Annotated in this window: 15 protein-coding genes and 1 pseudogene; 9 read left to right on the forward strand and 7 right to left on the reverse strand. The window is 72.2% G+C overall.

Going from position 1 to position 18630, the window contains the following annotated elements; all coding sequences use genetic code 11:
• The first annotated feature begins 33 nt into the window (after positions 1 to 33).
• Positions 34 to 1800 (forward strand): Imm49 family immunity protein, encoded by a 1767-nt coding sequence (locus tag ACFYXU_RS17500; protein ID WP_389458300.1) that lies wholly within the window; start codon positions 34 to 36, stop codon positions 1798 to 1800.
• Between the two features lie 61 nt (positions 1801 to 1861).
• Here the strand turns inward: ACFYXU_RS17500 and ACFYXU_RS17505 are convergent, their stop codons facing one another.
• Positions 1862 to 2716 carry a LysR family transcriptional regulator gene (locus ACFYXU_RS17505; protein WP_376510792.1) on the reverse strand — a complete coding sequence of 285 codons (855 nt, stop codon included), beginning with the start codon at positions 2714 to 2716 and terminating at the stop codon, positions 1862 to 1864.
• A 69-nt stretch (positions 2717 to 2785) separates the two neighbouring features.
• Between ACFYXU_RS17505 and ACFYXU_RS17510 the strand changes: the two genes are divergently transcribed.
• Positions 2786 to 3670, forward strand: coding sequence for a DMT family transporter (locus ACFYXU_RS17510; protein WP_389458303.1), 885 nt, complete (start codon positions 2786 to 2788; stop codon positions 3668 to 3670).
• Between the two features lie 169 nt (positions 3671 to 3839).
• Here the strand turns inward: ACFYXU_RS17510 and ACFYXU_RS17515 are convergent.
• Positions 3840 to 4445 (reverse strand): annotated as a pseudogene (locus ACFYXU_RS17515) (dihydrofolate reductase family protein).
• Positions 4446 to 4737: 292 nt separating this feature from the next.
• Here ACFYXU_RS17515 and ACFYXU_RS17520 point away from each other — a divergent pair.
• The gene (locus ACFYXU_RS17520; protein ID WP_389458305.1) at positions 4738 to 8178 is read left to right on the forward strand and encodes a phosphocholine-specific phospholipase C; all 3441 of its coding nucleotides are present in this window, start codon (positions 4738 to 4740) and stop codon (positions 8176 to 8178) included.
• 203 nt (positions 8179 to 8381) lie between these two features.
• Here the strand turns inward: ACFYXU_RS17520 and ACFYXU_RS17525 are convergent, their stop codons facing one another.
• The 3 genes from ACFYXU_RS17525 to ACFYXU_RS17535 form a co-directional block, all read right to left on the reverse strand.
• Positions 8382 to 8552: a hypothetical protein gene (locus ACFYXU_RS17525; protein WP_389458307.1), complete on the reverse strand. Its 171-nt coding sequence runs from the start codon at positions 8550 to 8552 to the stop codon at positions 8382 to 8384.
• 144 nt (positions 8553 to 8696) lie between these two features.
• Positions 8697 to 9227 (reverse strand): GNAT family N-acetyltransferase, encoded by a 531-nt coding sequence (locus tag ACFYXU_RS17530; protein WP_389406427.1) that lies wholly within the window; start codon positions 9225 to 9227, stop codon positions 8697 to 8699.
• A 64-nt stretch (positions 9228 to 9291) separates the two neighbouring features.
• Positions 9292 to 10209, reverse strand: a complete 918-nt coding sequence (locus ACFYXU_RS17535) for a helix-turn-helix transcriptional regulator (RefSeq protein ID WP_389405630.1) — start codon at positions 10207 to 10209, stop codon at positions 9292 to 9294.
• Between the two features lie 104 nt (positions 10210 to 10313).
• Between ACFYXU_RS17535 and ACFYXU_RS17540 the strand changes: the two genes are divergently transcribed.
• The 3 genes from ACFYXU_RS17540 to ACFYXU_RS17550 all read left to right on the forward strand — a co-directional run bounded on the left by ACFYXU_RS17540 (position 10314) and on the right by ACFYXU_RS17550 (position 13352).
• Complete coding sequence (locus tag ACFYXU_RS17540; RefSeq protein WP_389458309.1) at positions 10314 to 10949, forward strand: UbiX family flavin prenyltransferase; 636 nt, start codon at positions 10314 to 10316, stop codon at positions 10947 to 10949.
• A 177-nt stretch (positions 10950 to 11126) separates the two neighbouring features.
• On the forward strand, positions 11127 to 12614 hold the full coding sequence (locus ACFYXU_RS17545) for a UbiD family decarboxylase (RefSeq protein ID WP_389458311.1): 1488 nt from the start codon (positions 11127 to 11129) through the stop codon (positions 12612 to 12614).
• 123 nt (positions 12615 to 12737) lie between these two features.
• Positions 12738 to 13352, forward strand: a complete 615-nt coding sequence (locus ACFYXU_RS17550; RefSeq protein ID WP_389458313.1) for a TIGR03086 family metal-binding protein — start codon at positions 12738 to 12740, stop codon at positions 13350 to 13352.
• Positions 13353 to 13483: 131 nt separating this feature from the next.
• On the opposite strand, the gene ACFYXU_RS17555 is transcribed toward ACFYXU_RS17550, so the two are convergent.
• Complete coding sequence (locus ACFYXU_RS17555; protein ID WP_389458315.1) at positions 13484 to 14821, reverse strand: PLP-dependent aminotransferase family protein; 1338 nt, start codon at positions 14819 to 14821, stop codon at positions 13484 to 13486.
• Between the two features lie 94 nt (positions 14822 to 14915).
• Here ACFYXU_RS17555 and ACFYXU_RS17560 point away from each other — a divergent pair, with 94 nt between their 5' ends.
• Positions 14916 to 15533: a DJ-1/PfpI family protein gene (locus ACFYXU_RS17560; RefSeq protein ID WP_389458317.1), complete on the forward strand. Its 618-nt coding sequence runs from the start codon at positions 14916 to 14918 to the stop codon at positions 15531 to 15533.
• A 90-nt stretch (positions 15534 to 15623) separates the two neighbouring features.
• Here ACFYXU_RS17560 and ACFYXU_RS17565 read toward each other — a convergent pair whose 3' ends face one another.
• Complete coding sequence (locus ACFYXU_RS17565; RefSeq protein ID WP_389458319.1) at positions 15624 to 16475, reverse strand: dienelactone hydrolase family protein; 852 nt, start codon at positions 16473 to 16475, stop codon at positions 15624 to 15626.
• Positions 16476 to 16572: 97 nt separating this feature from the next.
• On the opposite strand from ACFYXU_RS17565, the gene ACFYXU_RS17570 reads away from it, so the two are divergent.
• Together ACFYXU_RS17570 and ACFYXU_RS17575 are read left to right on the forward strand one after the other, a co-directional pair.
• Positions 16573 to 17574: a GlxA family transcriptional regulator gene (locus tag ACFYXU_RS17570; protein ID WP_389458321.1), complete on the forward strand. Its 1002-nt coding sequence runs from the start codon at positions 16573 to 16575 to the stop codon at positions 17572 to 17574.
• Positions 17575 to 17630: 56 nt separating this feature from the next.
• Entirely contained in the window at positions 17631 to 18503 is an 873-nt protein-coding gene (locus ACFYXU_RS17575; protein ID WP_389458323.1) for an ETEC_3214 domain-containing protein, read from the forward strand.
• Positions 18504 to 18630: the final 127 nt, after the last annotated feature.

Below are 18630 nucleotides of genomic sequence, written 5' to 3' on the forward strand. Positions count from 1 at the left end.
GCTGTCGTGGAACGTCGATCAAGGAGCAGGGCTGTGCGAATAGAGCGTCACCAGGTGGACGAGGCCGCCGTGTCCGCGGCGCGCGACGACTTCACGAACCGCATCGGACGCCTGGTGCACTCCCTGTCGAGGGCCGACCGGATGACCACGTACGCGTGGCAGTCGATCGCCGACGAATTCGTCGCCTACCTGGGTGCGCTCTCCGTCGAGACACCCGACCTCGACACCCCGGAGGCCAAGGCCGCGCTCAAGGACGCCTCCGAAGCCGCGGCCGGCGCCGTCGCCTACGCCGCGTACCACCCGCACTGCTCCTTCCAGGTGTTCCTGGACTACGTGAACTTCGGCATGAGCTACGACCCCGGTGAGGACGCCCCCGCGGAGAGCGTCACCGCGGGAGACTGGATCGACGCGCTCTGCCTCGCCGTCCTCAGGGACAAGGCCGCGTGGCACGGCGAGGCCTTCCACCTCGCCCGCCAGAAGTTCGACGACCGGGCGCGGGGCACACCTGCCGGTGAACTCGTGACCGGCTTGACGGCCGTGGTCCTGGACTGGACGGGCGGCGACGAGGAGTACCCGCTCGGTGCGCGGGCCAAGCTCGCCGCCGTCGCCGCCGCTCTGGACCGGATCCGCAGTCACGGCGCGCGGACCGGCGCCCCCCTCCTGGACCGCCCGGACAGCAGGGCCCTCCACGCCCTGCGCGCCCTGGTCGTCGAGGACCGGGACGCCTTCGACGCCGCGCTCGCCGAGCTGCTCCTCGGGCACGCCGCCCTCCAGGGCCCCACGGCATCGGCGCGCACGCTGCTCCCCCTCGTACCCCTCACCCTCGCCGCGCTCGCGTACCGGACGCTCGGCTGGACACCGGCCGTACACACCGACTACCTCCCGCACGCGCTGATCACGGGCTTCGAGACCCGGGCACCCCGGGTCGCGGGCTTCGGCCGCGACCGTCGGCCCGACGCGGTGGCCGCGCTCGCCGCCGGCCCCCTGGTGGTGGACCGGCCGCCCTGCGAGCGGGTCGGCATCGCGCGGATCGAGGCCGTGTACGAGGAGCACCTGGAGAAGGCGCTCACCGCCGACGAGGGGAAGCCGCTCGCCGTCCGGCGTCTGGGCAGTGCCCTGGCGGACCAGCGCCGCCTCTTCCTGTGGCGGGCGGGGAACCCCGGCGACAACGCGGCCGCCCAGCTGGCCACGCTGCGGCTGGCCTCGCGCATCGGGGCGTCCCTGTTCCGCATCGCCCTGGCCGAACCGGACACGGAAGTCGAGCTGACCCTCCACGGCCACAGCCTGCGCTGTCCGGCCGAGCGAGGCCGGGAGGTCAACGCGGGGAACTGGCAGACGGCCGTCGCCTGCGCCCTGGTCGCCGGAGCACGCGAGGACCTGGCCCCGCTGGTCCTCGCCGGCCCCACGTGCGCCCGCCCGGACGGCGCCGCCTTCACCGCGTACCGCGAAGCCCTGCACGCCTATCTGAAGGGCGTCGAGCCCGAAGCGGCGGCCCAGCGGGCGCTGCGGGAAGCCGAGAAGGCCGAGGACTGGGGCCTCCCGATGCCACCGGCCGTGCTGCTGTCGCAGCTCGTGGAGGGGGACGAGGAGAGCTTCAACCTTGCCCTGGCCGACGCGCTCGAAGCCCATCGCGCCCACTACCAGGTCGCCGACCGCTCCGAGGAGCCCGGCGTCTCCGTCGATCTCGACGTCCTCGCCCTGGCCTGCCACGCGCGTCGCCGGGGCTGGACCATCCGCGTGGACTCGCCCTACCTCCCGCAGGACCTCCTGCGCGCCGCCGAACCCTTCGGCGCCGCGTGACGAAAGGGGGCCTCGGTCAGGCCGGGAACACGGCACCCGAGGGCCGGCCAACGGGCGGACGTCACGCCTCCCGGTAGAGCTCGCTGAGCAGCTCGATGACGTGTGGGGCCGCCGGATGCGGGTCGTCGCGCCACCAGGCGAGGCGTACCGCGACCGGTTCGGCGTCGCGGACCGGCCGGTAGACCACGCCCGGTCTGCGGTACTGGCTGGCCGTCGCCTCCGCGCTCATGCCCATGCATCGCCCGGTGGAGATCGCCGTGAGCCAGTCGTCCACGTCGTACGTGTCCTCGGTCGCGGGGCGGGATTCGGGCGGCCAGAGCTCCGGTGTCGTGGTGCCGGTGCGCCGGTCGATCAGCAGGGTGTGCCCGCTCAGGTCCGCCAGGCGCAGCGAACGGCGCCGGGCGAGCGGGTCGTCCGCCGCCATCGCGCAGAGCCGTCGCTCCAGACCCACGATCGCCGAGTCGAAGCGCCGGTCCTCCAGCCCCCTGCGCAGCACGGCCAGGTCGCACGAGCCTTCTGCCAGCCCGGCCGTCGCCGAGTTCACCCGCACCATGTGCAGCTCTGTGCCGGGGTGCGCCGCGGCCCACCGGCGCTGGAACGCCGGGGTGTGGCGGCCGAGCGCCGACCAGGCGTAGCCCACGCGCAGGACGCGCTGTCCCGCCGTCGCCTCGCGGACCAGCTCGTCCGCCGCCGCGAGGAGCAGCCGTGCGTGCGCCACCACGCGCACCCCGGCACTCGTCGGCGCCACGGAACGCGAGGTGCGACGCAACAGCCGTACGCCCAAAGTCCGTTCGAGAGAGGCCAGGGTCCGGGAGACGGCCGCCTGGGAGACACCCAGCGTCAGCGCGGCGTCGGTGAAGGTGCCCTCGTCGACGATCGCTACGAGACAGCGCAGCTGCCGGAGCTCGATATCCATGACTTCAGCGTATAGATCGATCTCGTACATGCATTTTGCGCAAAGAAGCCTCGCCGCCAGCATCGACTCATGCGAACAGCCCCGTCCGAACCCGCCCTGGCGACGAGCGCGCCGCCGACGCCCCAGGCCTCCCCGGCCGGTGTGGCCGCCATGCTCGGCAGCGGCCTCTCCAACCAGATCGGTGCGGCCACCGGTTCCCTCGCCTTTCCCGCCATCGGGCCCGTCGGAGTCGTCGCGGTCCGCCAGTACGTCGCCGCCGCCGTGCTGCTCGCCGTCGGCCGGCCCGCGCTGCGCGGCTTCACCTGGCGGCAGTGGCGGCTCGTCATCCTGCTCGCGGTCGTGTTCGCGACGATGAACCTCTCCCTGTACACCGCCATCGACCGGGTCGGCCTGGGGCTCGCCGTGACCCTGGAGTTCCTCGGTCCGCTCGCCATCGCCCTGGCCGCGACCCGCCGCCGGACCGACGTGCTGTGCGCCCTGCTGGCCGCGGCCGGGGTCGTCACCCTGATGCGGCCCCAGCCCTCCACCGACTACGTCGGCATGGCATCGGGGCTGCTCGGTGCCGTGTGCTGGGCCTCGTACATCAAGCTCAACCAGAAGGTCGGGCGCCTCGTCCCGGGCGCGCAGGGCAGTGCCGCCGCCGCGCTCCTCTCCGCCGTCATGTTCCTGCCGGTCGGTCTGCACGTCGTGCTGCGCCACCCGCCGACGGCCGTCTCCCTCGCGTACGCCGTCGCCGCCGGGGTCCTCGCCTCGGCGGTGCCGTACCTGGTGGACCTGTACACGCTGCGCCATGTACCGGCCGCCGCCTTCGGCCTGTTCATGAGTGTCAATCCGGTGCTCGCGGCCGTGGTCGGCTGGGTCGGTCTCGGGCAGAGCCTCGGACGGACCGACGGGGCCGCCATCGGAGCCGTCGTCGGAGCCAACGTCCTCAGCATCCACTTCTCACGCCGCTGACCCGCGCGGCGGCCCTCCCCGGTGCCCCGGGCGGGCGTCGACCGGCGGTCGGTCGTGCTCCGAGCCCTTCGGCGCCGACCCGTCCCGCCCGCCCTGCCCGTCCCGACCGGCCGACGGCCGGGCCGCCTCCGGCCCAGCCGGGCCACTCGCACCAGGCGAGTACGCGACGTCACGCAGGGGCGCCGAGCGGCGGGTGGTCGAGCACGCGGGGCCGGTACTCGACCAGCTGGATGCGGCCGTCGAAGGTGCGGTGCCCGGTCATGTCGAGGGCCACGTCCGGGTAGCCGTCGTAGATGCGTTCCGCGCCCGTGGCCCCGGTGATCACCGGGAACATCACGACCCGGAAGCGGTCGACGAGTCCGGCCCGCAGCAGGGACCGGGCGAGGCTGAGGCTGCCGATCGTGGTGAGCACTCCCGAGCCGCTCGTCTTCATGGCGCGGACGGTCTCGACGGCGTCGTCCCGGACGAGCGTGGCGTTGGCCCACGTGAGCGGCTACGCGAGCGAGCGGGAGAAGACCACCTTCGACGCGCGCGTGAGCGCGTCGACCGACGCCTCCTCCTCGGGCCTGAAGTCGTCCTGACCGCTCGGCACCTCGCCGGCGGCGAAGCCCGACATCAGGCGGTACGTGTTCGCCCCCATCAGATAGGTGACCTCGGGCTGCTCACCCAGCCAGGCGAGGTACTCCGGGCCCTCCAGGCCCCAGAACCCGGGCCATCCCTCTCCTGACGCGTATCCGTCGAGGGAGGTGATGAAGTCGACGAGAAGCTCCGACATGGCGGTGTCCTTTCCTGGTGTGTCACGAGCTTGGACCGCTCCGGAGCCGCAAACTCATCGGCCGCGCCGTGAAGAACCGAGAAAGGGACTGTCCGGATGCCCGGTGCCTGGACGCCGGGGTGCCGGGGCAGCGGTCGAGGCGGTGGGGCCCGAGGGTGGCTCCCTCCGTACCGACTCACCGTGATCATGGCCTTGACCTGCGGATTTCGTACGAGTCGCGAGCGTGAACAGTCGGCGAACCCCTGGCGGGATGGGTTTCGGAGGCGCTGTGCCACGCCCTAGCCTCCCCGCCATGTCCGACTTCTCACGCCGTAAGGTCCTCGGCACCCTCGCCGCCGGTTCCGCGCTCTCCGTCCTCCCGCCGTCCCTCCTGACGGCCATGGCCGCCCCCCTGCCCCGCGGGGGACTCCGGGCCGTCGAGCACGTCATCGTGCTGATGCAGGAGAACCGTTCCTTCGACAACTACTTCGGCACCCTCAGAGGCGTCCGCGGCTTCGGCGACCGGCGGGCGCTGCGACTGCCCGACGGTGCCAGCGTGTTCGAGCAGCCCCGCTCCGGCGGCTCCTCCGTCCTGCCGTTCTCCGCACGCGGGGCGGCCCTCGCCGCCGGACGGCCCGAGGGCGACATCCAGTACCTCGGCTCACTGCCGCACGGCTTCAACGACGGGGTGCAGGCCCGCGCGAACGGCTGGTGGAACGACTGGATCGCGGCCAAGGGCCAGAGCACCATGGCCCACTACGACCGGCGCGACATCCCCCTCCAGTACGAGCTCGCCGACCGCTTCACCATCTGCGACGCCTACCACTGCTCCGTCTTCGGCTCCACGAACCCCAACCGCAACTTCCTGTGGACCGGCACGACCGGGTTCGAGCCCAACGGCGGCGGACGCGCGGTCACCAACGCCGCGTACTCCTACGGCCACGCCGGCTACGACTGGACCACCTACCCGGAGCGCCTGGAGGCGGCCGGGGTGTCCTGGCAGATCTACCAGGAGTGGGACAACTTCACCGACAACGCGGTGGAGTACTTCAAGCCGTGGAAGCGGATCGGCCGGAAGATCCTCGACGCCGCCGGGTTCGCCTACGCCACCACCGAGGAGTTCTACGACAAGCTGTGGGACAAGAGCGACAGCACGCGGAAGGCGGACCTGGCCCGGTTCGAGGCCGCGGTCGACGCCCTTCCCGAGGACGAGCGCCGACTCTTCCGGCGCGGCGCCCACCGGTCCGGACCCGGCACCCTGCTCACCCGCATCAAGGCCGACATCAAGGCGGGGACCCTGCCGAAGGTCAGCTGGGTGGTGCCCACGGCCGCCCTCTCCGAACACCCCAGCTCCTCCACGCCCGTCGGCAGCGCCGGCCTCGTCTACGACCTGCTCGACGCCATCGCCTCCGACCCCAAGACCTGGTCGAAGACCGCGCTGTTCATCAACTTCGACGAGAACGACGGCTACTTCGACCACGTCCCCGCCCCCACCGCCCCCCGGCCGGAGAGCGGAGACGGCGACGACTGGGTGGGCGGCCGTCCGGTCGGGCCCGGCCCCCGCGTCCCGATGACCGTCGTGTCCCCCTGGACGGTCGGCGGTTTCGTGAACTCGGAGCTCTTCGACCACACGTCGGTGATCAGGTTCCTGGAGACGTGGACGGGCGTCCAGGAGCCCAACATCAGCGCCTGGCGCCGCAGCGTCTTCGGCGACCTGACCTCCGTGTTCGACTTCGACCGCGCCTACCGCAAGCCCGAGGTGGAACGCCCCGGCGCGGTTCCGGCACCCATCGGCCGCTGGAACCCGGTGCCCCCGTCGACGCAGGAGCGCCCCGCCCAGGAGACCGGCGTCCGCCCGACCCGGCCCTCCCCGTACCGCCTCGCGCTCAGCGCCACCGTCACCGAGACCGAGGTACGACTGACCCTCGGCAACGAGGGGCGGCGGAGCGCCCCGATCACCGCGTACCCGGGCGACGGAACCGCCCCGCGCGCCTGGACCGTCGCCGGCCGGGACAGCGCCACCGGCAGCCTCCCGTACGGTCCCGAGGGCTACGACCTCCAGGTGCACGGCCCCGGCTGGGCCCTGTGGGAGCTGCGCGGAGCCGGCATCGGCGCCGAGGCGCACGTGGTGGAGCACGCCCACGCCCGTCACGTGGACGTGCGGTGCACCAACCCCACCCGGCGCACCCGGACGCTCGTGGTGGGCGAGTCCACCCACGAGCGGCGCGGAGAGGGCGGCGTACAGACCGTGCGGCTGGCGCCCGGCGGGAAGCGGACCGTGTCCGTACCGCTCGCCCGGCACGGCTGGTACGACATCGTGGTCCTCGACGAGGACGACCCGCGCTTCCTGCGCCGGATGTCCGGCAGGCCCGCGGACGGCGGACGGGGCACCACCGACCCGGCGATCGGGACCGCGCCGGCGCTGGGCGCGGCGATCGTGCTGCCCGAGCCGCTGCCCCCGCTGACCGCGCCGCTCGTGCAGGGCAGCCCCGCCGAGGTCGTGGTGCGCGTACGCAACGAGGAGAAGGGACGGCTGCGGGACCTGGCCGTGTCCCTGCTGGCCCCGGGCGGCTGGACGGTGAAGTCCTCCGGGCCCGTCCCACGCGGCCTGCCCGGCGGCGGGACGGCGGACCTGCGATTCACCGTCACCCCCGCGGCGGACGCCACGGCCGGAACGCTCACCGTCGCCGCCCGCGCCGAGGGCGACGGCCTGCTCCGGGTCGCGGACGCCCGGGTCCGGGCGCAGGTCGCCCGCGCGGTCAGCCTCACCCTGACCGCGCCCGCGAGCTCTCCCGATACCGACGGCAGCGTGCTGTCCCCGGAGAAGCCCCTGACCGTCACCGCGACCGTCACCAACGCGGGGAGCGCTCCGCTGACCGCCCTGTCCGCCCGGCTGGCGGTACCGGACGGGTGGCGTGCCGAGCCGGCCGCCGGGACCCCCGCCTCGGTCCCGGCCCGTGCCTCGGCGAAGGTGGTCTGGAAGGTCACCGCGCCCGCGTCGGCGGCCCGCACCTCCGCCACGCTGACGGCGACCGTCGGCGGGCGCACCGCGGCCGGCACGACGGTGGACCAGACCGGATCGCTGGCCACCCGGGTGGGCCCGGTGATGACCGGCTACCTGCTCGCCGAGGACTTCGAGTCCCTCGCCGACCGGCTGGCCCCGGCCACCGATCTGAGCCGTCCGGGGCTGCGGGGGTGGACGCGGACCGCGCCCGAGGGATGGACGGTCACCAACGCCCCCGGGATGCCGCAGGGCACGGAGGAGCTCAACGGCTGGGCGTTCCTGTCCCGGCAGTTCTGGTTCCCGGCCGGCCAGGAACGCGCGGCGTTCGGCCGGTCCCTGGGCATCGTCGCCGTCGCCGACCCGGACGACTGGGACGACACCGGCAGCCCGTCCAGCCGGGGCACCTTCGACTCGACGCTGACGACGCCCGCCGTCGCGATCCCGGCGGGGACCCCGACGCTGCACCTGGGCTTCGACTCCCACTACCGGCAGGAGAGCCCGCAGGAGGCGGAGGTGACCGTGGCCTTCGACACCGGCGCCACCTCCCGGGTGCTGTACTACTCCAGCGCGGCGTCGGGGAACAGCAACGGCGGCCGCGACCAGCAGAACCGTCTCGTCACCGCGTCCGTCCCGGTGCCTGCCGACGCGCGCTCGGTGAAGGTGGGCTTCCGCATCCACCACGCGGGCAACAACTGGTTCTGGGCGGTGGACAACATCAGGCTGAGCACCTCGCCCATCGCCGACGCCTGACCGACTCCGGGCCCCCGCCGAGCGGGGGCCCGGTGCCGAATGCGGGCCGAGGCCCGCCCCGAACTCCACGACATCGCCGAGCCGAGCCCGGCGCGACGCGCTGCCGGGCTCGGCTCGAAGGGCCGGTCGAGGTCGTGGAATACCGGGCGGGCCTCGGTCCGAAGGCCGGTCGAAGTCGTCCCTGAAGACGGGACCGCCGCACGCTATCCCTTGACGGGCTCGCTCCCCGGCTCCTTGACGATCCGGTCGTCGATCTCGATCGACTTCCAGAGCCGACGGTCGATTCTCACCTTCGTGACGTCCCCGTCGGTGAGGCGAACTTCCACGAAGTGGTACATGTTCGAGCCGTCCAGCATGCCTCGGGACTTGCCCACGACCACGCCCTCCCAGGCGTCGTCATGCCCAGATTTACTCGATTTCATCATGTTCCGCAGTGTACGAGGGCCCTCGGGCCGGGCTCAGGGGCCACCTACCCTTTCCGGCCAAGCCGGCCCCGCTCGGCCGACCGCGCCGCGCCGTCACGACCGGGGCACGGCCCCGCGTTCGCGCGCGTGGAGATGCCCCTCCGCCTCGTGCGCCCCACGTGGCGGCAGGATGCCCTCGAAGGCGTACCCCGTCTTCTGCGCGACCCGACAGGAGGCGGGGTTACCGGCGTTGTGGATCAATTCCAGGCGGCTCAGACCGGGTCCCGTCTCCGTGTCGAAGGCCCAGTCGGTCAACAGTTCCACGGCCCGCGAGGCCACGCCGAGGCCCCGTGCCGGAGCGCCCGTCCAGTAGCCGATCTCGCCGGACGTCCGGTCCCCGGACGGCCTCAGAACGACGTGCCCCGCGACCTGACCAGCCGCCAGGGCGGCGAAACCGAGGCGCTCACCGGACGTCCAGCCGGCCTCCTGCACCGCGATCCACCGCGCCGCGTCCTCCGGTCCGTCGACCCGATGCGAGGTCCAGCGGCGCAGTTCCTCGTCGCCGGTCAGTCCCGCCAGCGCATCGGCGTCACCCGGCTCCCACGGACGCAGCGTCAGATCGTCCGATTGCAGCAGCACACTCATCACCACGGAATTCCCCCTGTCCTCCCGTCACCCTAGAGCCACGTTCCCCGGCCACGCGCGCCGCTCACCGTTCCCCTCCAGCGTCCAGCGCCTTGGCCCGGGTGCGGAATCCGGCCGGGGTCTCGCCGGTGCGCTTGCGGAAGAAGCGGGTGAACACGGTCGCCGACGGGAAGCCGAGGCGTTCACCGACGGTCGCGGTGAGCAGGTCGGTGTGGAGCAGCAGCCGTTTGGCCTCCAGGACGAGCCGGTCGTCGATGAACGCCTTCGCCCCGCGCCCGACGGCCGCGTTGCTGGCGCGCGTCAGCGTCCTGACGCTGTAGCCGAGCCCGGCGGCGTACTCCTCGGCCTGATGCAGACGGGTGAAGTCGCGCTCCACCGCCTGCTGGAAGCGGCGGAAGGTCTCGTCCCCGGCCGTCTGCCGGCGGTGGCCGCCCGGGAGGTGGGAGAGCCGGAGCACGAGCACCGCGAGCAGGTGACGGACCACTTCGACGTGGACTTCCAGGGGCAGGTTCCGCAGCTGGTGGTACTCGTCCTCCAGCAGGTCGAGCGTCTGTGTGATCGGCTCGCGCGGGCCGGACGGGGGAGTGAGCGGCAGGCGCCACGCACGGCGGTCCAGCCGGGCCGAGGCGACGGTAGCGGTGTCCAGGAAGCTGGGCTGGAAGAGAATCACCGACACACGGGCTTCGCGGCTCTCCTCCACCGCGTCGCCCCGCAGCCGCACGACCTGGCCCGGACGCAGCCAGAGCCAGGAGCCCGCGTCCATGCGGCACCCGGTCAGATCCACGTCGCAGTCCAGGGTGCCCGACCGGACCGTGACCAGGAGATGGAAGCCGGGACGCACCGCCGCCCCGGCTCGTCGGCCCAGCCGTTCGACGCGTGCCCGCCACCCGACGAGGTCGGTCACCTCGACGCCCGGAGGGCCGCCCGGCGTCACCGGGAAGGGGAAGTCCGCGATGTCGTGGAGTTGTCCGATTCTGCTCATGATCTGCCCGAGAGTACCCCGGACGACCGCCGGGCCGTACCTAGCCTGACCAGTACACAGGCCCCCGAGTCGCGGGGACCGATCGCACGGTCAGGACCCCTGATGTGACCGAAAAAAGCCATGCCTGTCCGGAGGGATCCGGCGCCCCCGAGGTCCCCCGCAGGCGCATCGTCGTGGGGATGACGGGGGCGACGGGCGCCCCGCTGGGACTGCGCCTGCTCGAACGCCTCGCAGCCGACCCGGAGGTGGAGACGCACCTGGTCCTCACCCCGTGGGCCCGCGCCACCATCGAGCTGGAGACCGGCCGGACGGCCCGAGACCTCGCCGCGCTCGCCGACGTCGTCCACCACCCCGAGGACCAGGGAGCCTCGATCTCGTCCGGCTCCTTCCGCGCGGACGCCATGGTCGTCGTCCCCTGCAGCATGAAGACCCTGGCCGGGATCCGCGCCGGCTACGCCAGCGGCCTCGTACAGCGCGCGGCCGACGTCGCCCTGAAGGAGAACCGGCCCCTGGTGCTGGTCCCCAGGGAGACCCCGCTCAGCCCCGTCCACCTGGAGAACATGCTCGACCTGGCCCGCATGGGCGTCCGGATCGTGCCGCCGATGCCGGCCTTCTACCACCGTCCGCGCGAGGTCGACGACGTCGTGGACCACATCGTCACGCGCGTTCTCGACCAGCTGGGCCTTCCGGACCCTGCCGCCCGCCGCTGGAACGGCATGAGGGCTGCGCGCACCGCGTGACCGATCAGCGCCGACGGCGGGAGACGGACCGCGTGACCGATCAGCGCAGCCCTCCCGCGTATGCCCCGCGACATCCACACCCCTGCACCTCACCTCACCTCACCACCTCACCTCACCCCACCCCACACCACCCCACCCGGCCCGCCCGCCGGCGGCCCGAGAAAGCGACCCCACACCATGAGCCGGAACACCGAACCCGCCCTGGACTTCCGCGCCTTCCTCGCCCGGCTCCTCGCCGACCAGGACGCCGTCGCCATCGCGCAGACCGTCGACCCCCATCTGGAAGTCGGCGCGGTCACGCGGCGGGCCTACGAGACGCGGGCGTCCGCACCGCTCTTCACGTCCCTCACCGGAACCACCCCGGGATTCCGTGTCCTCGGGGCACCCGCCGGACTGAACCGCGACCCCCGCACGCGGTACGGCCGGCTCGCCGCGCACCTGGGGCTGCCCCGTACCGCCACCCCGCGCACGATCCTGGAGCACCTGGTCACCGCCATGGCCGCACCTCCCGTGGCACCGGTCGTCGTGCCCGACGGTCCCTGTCGGCAGAACGTCCGCACCGGAGACGCCGTCGACCTGGAGATGCTTCCGGTGCCGCTCCTGCACCAGGAGGACGGCGGACGGTACCTCGGCACGTACGGGTTCCACATCGTGCGGAGCCCCGACGGCGCCTGGACCAGCTGGTCGGTCGCCCGCACCATGCTGCACGACCGCACCACCCTGGTCGGCCCCGTGATGCCCCAGCAGCACATCGGCATGATCCGGGACATGTGGCGGAGCCGCGGCGAACGCACCCCGTGGGCGATGGTGCTGGGCGCCCCGCCGGCCGCCTTGGCGGCGGCCGGGATGCCGCTGCCCGAAGGCGTCAGCGAGGACGGCTACGTGGGTGCGCTCACCGGCACACCCGTCGAGGTCGTGCGGGCCCGTACCAACGACCTGTTCGTACCGGCCCACTCCGAGATCGTCCTGGAGGGGTACATCGACAACGAGGCCACGGCGCCCGAGGGGCCGATGGGGGAGTACCACGGATACGCGTTCCCGGACGGGAAGCAGCAGCCCGTCTTCCGCGTCGAGGCGGTCACCTGGCGCGACGAACCGGTCCTGCCCGTCTGCGTCGCCGGACTCCCTCCGGAGGAGAACCACACCATCTGGGGCACGATGATCTCCGCGGCGGCCCTCGACGTGCTGCGCACCGCCGGCCTGCCCATCGACCTGGCCTGGTGCTCGTACGAGGCTGCCACCTGCTGGATCGTCCTCAGCGTCGACCGGGAGCGGCGCAGGCGGCTCGCGCTGACGCGCCGTGAGCTGATCGACCGGATCGCCACGGTGCTGTTCGGCTCCCACGCCGGATGGCTGGTCCCCAAGGTGATCCTGGTCGACGACGACATCGACATCACCGACATCGACCAGGTGGTGTGGGCGATGGCCACCCGCTGCCACCCGGGGACGGGCGAGCACTACTTCCCCGACGCCCCGGGCATACCGATGGTCCCCTACCTCACCCCGGCGGAGGTCCGCGCGGCCAAGGGCGGCAAGTCGATCACCGACTGCCTCCTTCCCGACGACTTCCGCGGTACCACCGCCTCCTTCCGCGGCTCCTTCCCGCCGGCCCTCCAGCAGCACGTGCTCGACAACTGGACCGCGTACGGCTACAGCGGCGACTGAACGATCCGGCACGCCGCTTCCGCCGGGTCCCGGGTGACGACCGGGTGACGCCGTTCTCGCGCGGTGACGACTTCTCCAGCGAGTAGGCCAGGATCTGACCTACTCGGCGTCCAGGATGACGCCATGACGAACACCCCGAACACCCCTGATTCCGTTGGCCCCTCCGATGGCGCCACCGACCCCCGCCAGGCACTGCTGAAGGCCGTCGCGCTGGCCCGGCACACCGTGGCGGCGGTCCGGCCCGAGCAGTTCGACGGGCCCACGCCCTGTACCGAGTTCACCGTCCGCGGACTCGCGGGGCACCTCGTCGCCGTCCTGCGCCGGATCGCCGTCGCCGGGCGCGGCGGCGACGTGATGAGCCTCCCCACGACCATCGACGACCTCGCGGACACCGCGTGGCAGGAGGCGTGGGACACCGCCGTACGAGAGGTCGAGGCGGCGTGGGCGGACCCCGCGATCCTGCGCCGCACGCTGACCCTGCCCTTCGGCAGCCTGCCGGGCGCCGCCGCAGCGGCCGTCTGGACCTCCGAATTCACCGTGCACACGTGGGACATCGCCACCGCGACGGGCCAACTCCCCGCCTGGGATCCCGAGCTCGTGGCGATCTCCTACGCCGCCATGCAGCGCGGACTGCCCGCCGGTCCGCGTGACGGTGCGCCGTTCGAGGCCGCCGTGGATGTCGACCCGGACGCTCCGGCCATCGACCGCCTCGTGGCCTGGTGCGGGCGCAAGCCGTAGCGAGCACCCGGCAGGGGAGGGGCGGCCCCGAGACCAGGGCCGCCCCTCCCCGCACGCCTCGTCAGGACGCCGACACGCCTTGGCAAGCTCCTGCCGATGCTGCCCAGAAACCGTGCACGCGCGGGCACAGCTCAGGCATGGGCGTCCTGGACGGCGATGCGCCGCACGGTCCGCAGCGTCGAGCGCAGACGGTCCAGATCGGTCGAGCCCAGAGCGAGACGGAGGGCCTGCGGTGTGTGGGTCGTGGTGGTGTACGGCTCAGCGGTGGACACCGAGATGTGCTGACGCGCGAGGGCGGCGGTCAGGCGGTCGGCGCGTGCGTCCTCGGGCAGCGGCAGCCAGACGAAGTAGGACGACGGATGGCCGACGAGACCCAGCCCCGCCAGCTCCTCCCGGGCCACGGCCTGGCGAGCCCTGGCGTCGTCCCGCTTCCGCGCTTCCAGGTCGTCCACCGTGCCGTCGTCGAGCCAGCGGCAGGCGATCGCGGTGGTGAGGGCGGGGGTGTTCCACGTGGTGGCCCGGATCGCGCGTTCGAGCGACGGCACCACGGACGGCGGGGCCACCACGAACCCGACGCGGAGGCCGGTCGCGATGTTCTTGGAGAGGCCCGAGACGTAGAGGGTGATGTCCGGAGCGGTGGCGACCAGCGGCGGAGGAGGGTCCTCGACGAGGTAGGCGTACGAGGCGTCCTCGATGACGAGCGGCCCGTACCGCCGGGCGATCTCGATCAGCCGGGTGCGGTCGGCGGCCGGCATGACCCAGCCCAGCGGGTTGTGGAGGGTGGGCATGGTGTAGATCGCCCGCACGGGCCGGGTCGCGCACAGCCGTTCCAGGGCGTCGAGATCCGGCCCGTCGGCGGTGACGGGCACCGGGGCGAGGTCGAGTCGAAAGGCGTGCGCGAGCACCTTGAAACCCGGATAGGTCAGCGCGTCGACCGCGACGACGTCGCCCGCGTCGAGCAGGGCCATGACGGCGATGGCCAGGCCGTGCTGCGCGCCACCCGCGACGAGGATCCGCTCCGCGTCCGTGACGATGCCCCGGCTTCTCAGGTGCCGCGCGATCGAGGCCCTGTCCTGGGGGCGCCCCCGGTGCGGTTGGTAGCGCAGCAGGGAGTCGAGGTCACCGGAGCCGGCCACCTCGCGCAGAGCGTGCCGGAGGAGATCGGCCTGGCCGGGCAGCGCGGGGTAGTTGAAGCTCAGGTCGACCGCGTCCGCGGCGACCGCCCGCTGGTCGATGCCGTGTCCGGCGGGAACCGTGATGTCGCGTACGAAGGTGCCCCGGCCCTGCTCCCGGCTCACCAGGCCCATTGCCTCCAGCTCGGCGTACACCCGGGTCGCGGTCACCACGGCGATGCCCTCACGGGCGGCGAGCCCGCGGTGCGTCGGCAACCGCGCACCCGCGGCGAGCCGTCCCGACCGGATGTCCGCCGCGAGCGCGTCGACCAGCTGTTTGTACCGCGGAGCCGCCATGCGCGGGATTGTATCCATGACAATTCTTTGACCGTCCTGGTCACGGCTTCCTACCGTCGAGATCCACCAGCCACCCGGCCGAAAGGCAGCCGCCGTGCACATCGCCATCGTCACCTTCGAGGGCTACAACGAGCTCGACTCCCTGATCGCGCTCGGTGTGCTCAACCGCGTCGAGGCCGAGGGCCGGCGTGTCACCATCGCCACCCCCAGCCCCAAGGTCACGTCGATGAACGGCGTCGTCATCGAGCAGATGTCGACCCTCGAGGACGCGTGCGCCGCCGACGCCGTCATCATCGGCAGCGGCATCGCCACCCGCGAGGTCGTCGAGGATCCGGAGATCATGAAGGTCCTGCGCGGCCTGGACCCCTCGCGTCAGCTCATCGCCGCTCAGTGCTCCGGCGCGCTCGTCCTGGCCAGGCTCGGACTGCTCGACGGCATCCCCGCCTGCACCGACCTGACGACCAGGCCCTGGGTCGTCGCGGCCGGCGTCGAGGTGCTCCACCAGCCCTTCTACGCCAAGGGCAACATCGCCACGGCGGGCGGCTGCCTGGCCTCGCAGTACCTGGCCGCGTGGATCATCGCCCGTCTCGAGGGCAAGGAGGCCGCGGAGGGCGCGATGCACTACGTCGCCCCGGTCGGCGAGAAGGAGGAGTACGTCGAGCGTGCCTGGCGCGCCATCTCCCCCTACCTGCCCACACCAGCGCTGGTCTGACGCCCACGGGTCGGACCGGCCAACGCTCCGAGCGCGACCGACCGGCCAGACCTGCCGAGCGTCAGGGGGCACCCCCGGCCCTCCGCCGATCTACTCGCCGAGACGGTCGCCCTCCGAGGACCCAGGCCGCCTCAAGCGGTTCGCCAGAAAGGCCAGGATCTCGTCCCTGGCCCGCACCGTGGGATGCCCGGCCTCGTCGACGAGGTGGGCGGTGACGACGCTGTGGGGAGTCCGGACCACGTCACGGAAGAACGGGTTCGGGTCCGTACGCGCGGAACTGCCGGGCAGGACACGGCCGTCGAAGGCGTCGCCGAGGAGAGCCCGGTAGGCGGCGAAGCGCTGCCCGGTGCACCAGCGGTCGTCGTCGAAGCGGTACGCGAGGACCTTCAGCCCGTCGCGCGCGACGCGCTCCTGGACCGCGCGCGCGTCCTCGTCGCTCATCTCGAGTCCGGCGGGATCGTCCAGAGGCAGTGACGGGTGGTTGACCACCGGCGCGATGACAGCCGGCTCGATCGCCATGGTGAGCGCGAAGTTGCCGGTGAAGCACAGTCCGACGGCACCGACTCCCGGACCCCCGCACTCGGCGTGCGCCTGCCGCGCCAGCCCGCGCAGCCACACCACGACGGGGCTGGTCCCGCCTCCCGCGAAGGCACGGAACTCGGCGCTGACGCAGGCGCGACGGACCACCCGCTCACCGCCCTCGACCGTGGGACGGGCGCCGTCGACGCCGAAGAGCGAGGGGAGGTAGACGGTGAACCCGGCGTCCCGTACCCACCGCGCCAGCCGGAGGACGTCCGGACTGATGCCGGGCATCTCAGGCATGAGTACGACGGCCGGCCCGGAACCCGCGACACGCACCGTCTTCACCACCCCGTCCACGTCCACGCGTCGGTGGGAGAAGTCGGCGATGGCATCGTCAAGAGGTTCACGGGGAGCATGCATGGCGACAGCCTGAACTGACACACCCGGACAGGGCGATAGGCTCGATCGCCATGAAGAAGGGCGATCTCGCCACCGGCCCACCGCTCAGGAGGCGAGCGTGAGCGCACTGCGGGTCGGTGTCCTGGCCTATCCGGACTGCTTCGCGTCCGAGGTGTTCGGCGTGCCCGATCTGTTGACGATGGCCACGCACGTCGCCGGTCCGGACCGGGCCGGCTACGCGGTGACGATCGTCTCGCCTCGTCGTCGCGTCACCGCGTCAGGCGGTACGGCGTTGGCGGTCTCCCCGCTGCGCGAGGTCGACGTCCTCGTCGTGCCGGGCTTCGACTTCGTGCCGGGCCTGGACGTGGACGCGAAGCTGGGAGCCCTCGCCCCCGAGGTCGCGGCGATCCGCTCGCACGCCGCGGCGGGCCGTGTCGTCGTCTCGATCTGCGTCGGAGCCTTCCTGCTCGCCGAGGCGGGGCTCCTCGACCGACGCCGGGCGACGACGGCATGGTTCCTCGCCGACGAACTGGCCCGACGCTGCCCCGAGGCCGATGTCCGACCCGAACACCTCGTCGTCACCGACAGCGGCGTGACGACGACGGCGGCCTTCAGCGCCATGTACGACTTCGCGCTGGAACTCATCCGCCGGCACAGTGGCGCCGACGTGTCGCGTACGACGGCACGGGTGGCGCTCCTCGACGACGCGCGCTCGTCCCAGACGCCGTACGTCGACGCGCGACTGCTTCCGCGGCCGGGGAACGAGTTCTCCCGCAGGGTCATGCGGCACCTCGACCAGAACCTGTCCGCCCGATACGACCTCGCCGCGCTGGCGGACACGTTCAGGGTCAGCACCCGGACCCTGCTGAGGCGCTTCGCGGCATCGACCGGCCGGAGTCCACTCCAGTACCTCCAGACGGCGCGCGTCCGCCGCGCCCGCCACCTCCTCGAGACCACGGACCGCACCGTCGCGAGCATCTCCACCGCGGTCGGGTACAAGGACCCCGGAACCTTCGCCGCTCTCTTCACGAAGCACACGGGCCGACGGCCGAGGGACTACCGCGTGACGTTCAGGGTTCGCCAGGTCAGCCGACCGGATGAGGAACTCGTGCGCGGGTGAGGTTCCGGACCTAGGGTCCTGTGTGGGGAGCAGATCGTGGCGCGCACGCTCGTGGAGTGGCTGTGGAGGACTCGGAAGGGCCCGAAGGGGCGGTCGGAGGCGAGACGGCGGGTGAACGGTTCAGCACGTTCACCAAGCGGAACATCCTGCTGGTCTCCGTCTTCTTCCTGTCGAACCTGCTGACCGCGGTCAGCACTCTCGTCACGGCTGTCACCGTCCTGCGCGAGTCTCGAACGGACTGGCATGCGGCGGAGTACCGCAAACTCAGCCAGCTCCGAGCGGGCTACACGCTGGAGAAGTTCCAGCAGGAGCTGGGCCCGCCCGTGTTCCGTACGGCACTCGAAGGCGGTGGCGGCCCGTTCGTGAGGAACGTCTACCGTCCGAGGGAGCAGTACTGGGTCGAGGTGATCTCCGACAAGAACAACGCCGCCATGACATATGCGGTGACGACATGTGATCCCGCTTTCCGCCCCGAGTTCTTCTATGGCGGCGCCCGAAAGGGCAGGGTGGTCCTGAACGAGAACACCTTGTCGGACGTACTGCCTCCTGAGGAGCAGCGCGAGGAATCGCTCAAGGTCTACTTCGGGTACACGGCAGGCAGTCCCGGTGTGGTGTTCCAGGTGTACGACCGAGGTGCCGCAAGCGCCTACCGGCAGTTCGCCTGGGGCCTCAACGAGGTCTGCCCGACATGGCACTCGAAGACACCGGGGTACGACCCTCTGGTTGCGTGGGCCGGCTGGTATCAGAAGCACCAAGGCCAGAAGGAGCCCCCAGCGGGGCACTCCTTCCTCGCGGAGGAGCTGAACGAGGGAGCGAGGCTCATCATGGCCGAGTCCGTCGTCAACACCTACGCCGAGTCCGCGGTCGACAAGACGCTCCTCACCTTCTATCCGAAACAGATCGGCGTGAACCGGCTCGTAGTCCAGTAGCACCGTGAATCCGGCTCGGCAGGAGCGGTAGAGCCAGCCCCCTGCCCCGCTCAAGCAGCCATCGCTCGTCGCAGCGGAGGAGTAGAAGCACCAGAGACTGACGAGACCCGGACCCACCCCACCTGCT

The sequence above is a fragment of the Streptomyces sp. NPDC002232 genome, from assembly GCF_042890295.1.
In the GTDB taxonomy this organism is placed as follows: domain Bacteria; phylum Actinomycetota; class Actinomycetes; order Streptomycetales; family Streptomycetaceae; genus Streptomyces.

Coding starts and splice junctions, on each gene's coding strand:
- ACFYXU_RS17505 (WP_376510792.1), bottom strand. CDS start 2,716: ATGGATATCGAGCTCCGGCAGCTGCGCTGTCTCGTAGCGATCGTCGAC.
- ACFYXU_RS17510 (WP_389458303.1), top strand. CDS start 2,786: ATGCGAACAGCCCCGTCCGAACCCGCCCTGGCGACGAGCGCGCCGCCG.
- ACFYXU_RS17520 (WP_389458305.1), top strand. CDS start 4,738: ATGTCCGACTTCTCACGCCGTAAGGTCCTCGGCACCCTCGCCGCCGGT.
- ACFYXU_RS17530 (WP_389406427.1), bottom strand. CDS start 9,227: ATGAGTGTGCTGCTGCAATCGGACGATCTGACGCTGCGTCCGTGGGAG.
- ACFYXU_RS17535 (WP_389405630.1), bottom strand. CDS start 10,209: ATGAGCAGAATCGGACAACTCCACGACATCGCGGACTTCCCCTTCCCG.
- ACFYXU_RS17545 (WP_389458311.1), top strand. CDS start 11,127: ATGAGCCGGAACACCGAACCCGCCCTGGACTTCCGCGCCTTCCTCGCC.
- ACFYXU_RS17550 (WP_389458313.1), top strand. CDS start 12,738: ATGACGAACACCCCGAACACCCCTGATTCCGTTGGCCCCTCCGATGGC.
- ACFYXU_RS17555 (WP_389458315.1), bottom strand. CDS start 14,821: ATGGCGGCTCCGCGGTACAAACAGCTGGTCGACGCGCTCGCGGCGGAC.
- ACFYXU_RS17565 (WP_389458319.1), bottom strand. CDS start 16,475: ATGCATGCTCCCCGTGAACCTCTTGACGATGCCATCGCCGACTTCTCC.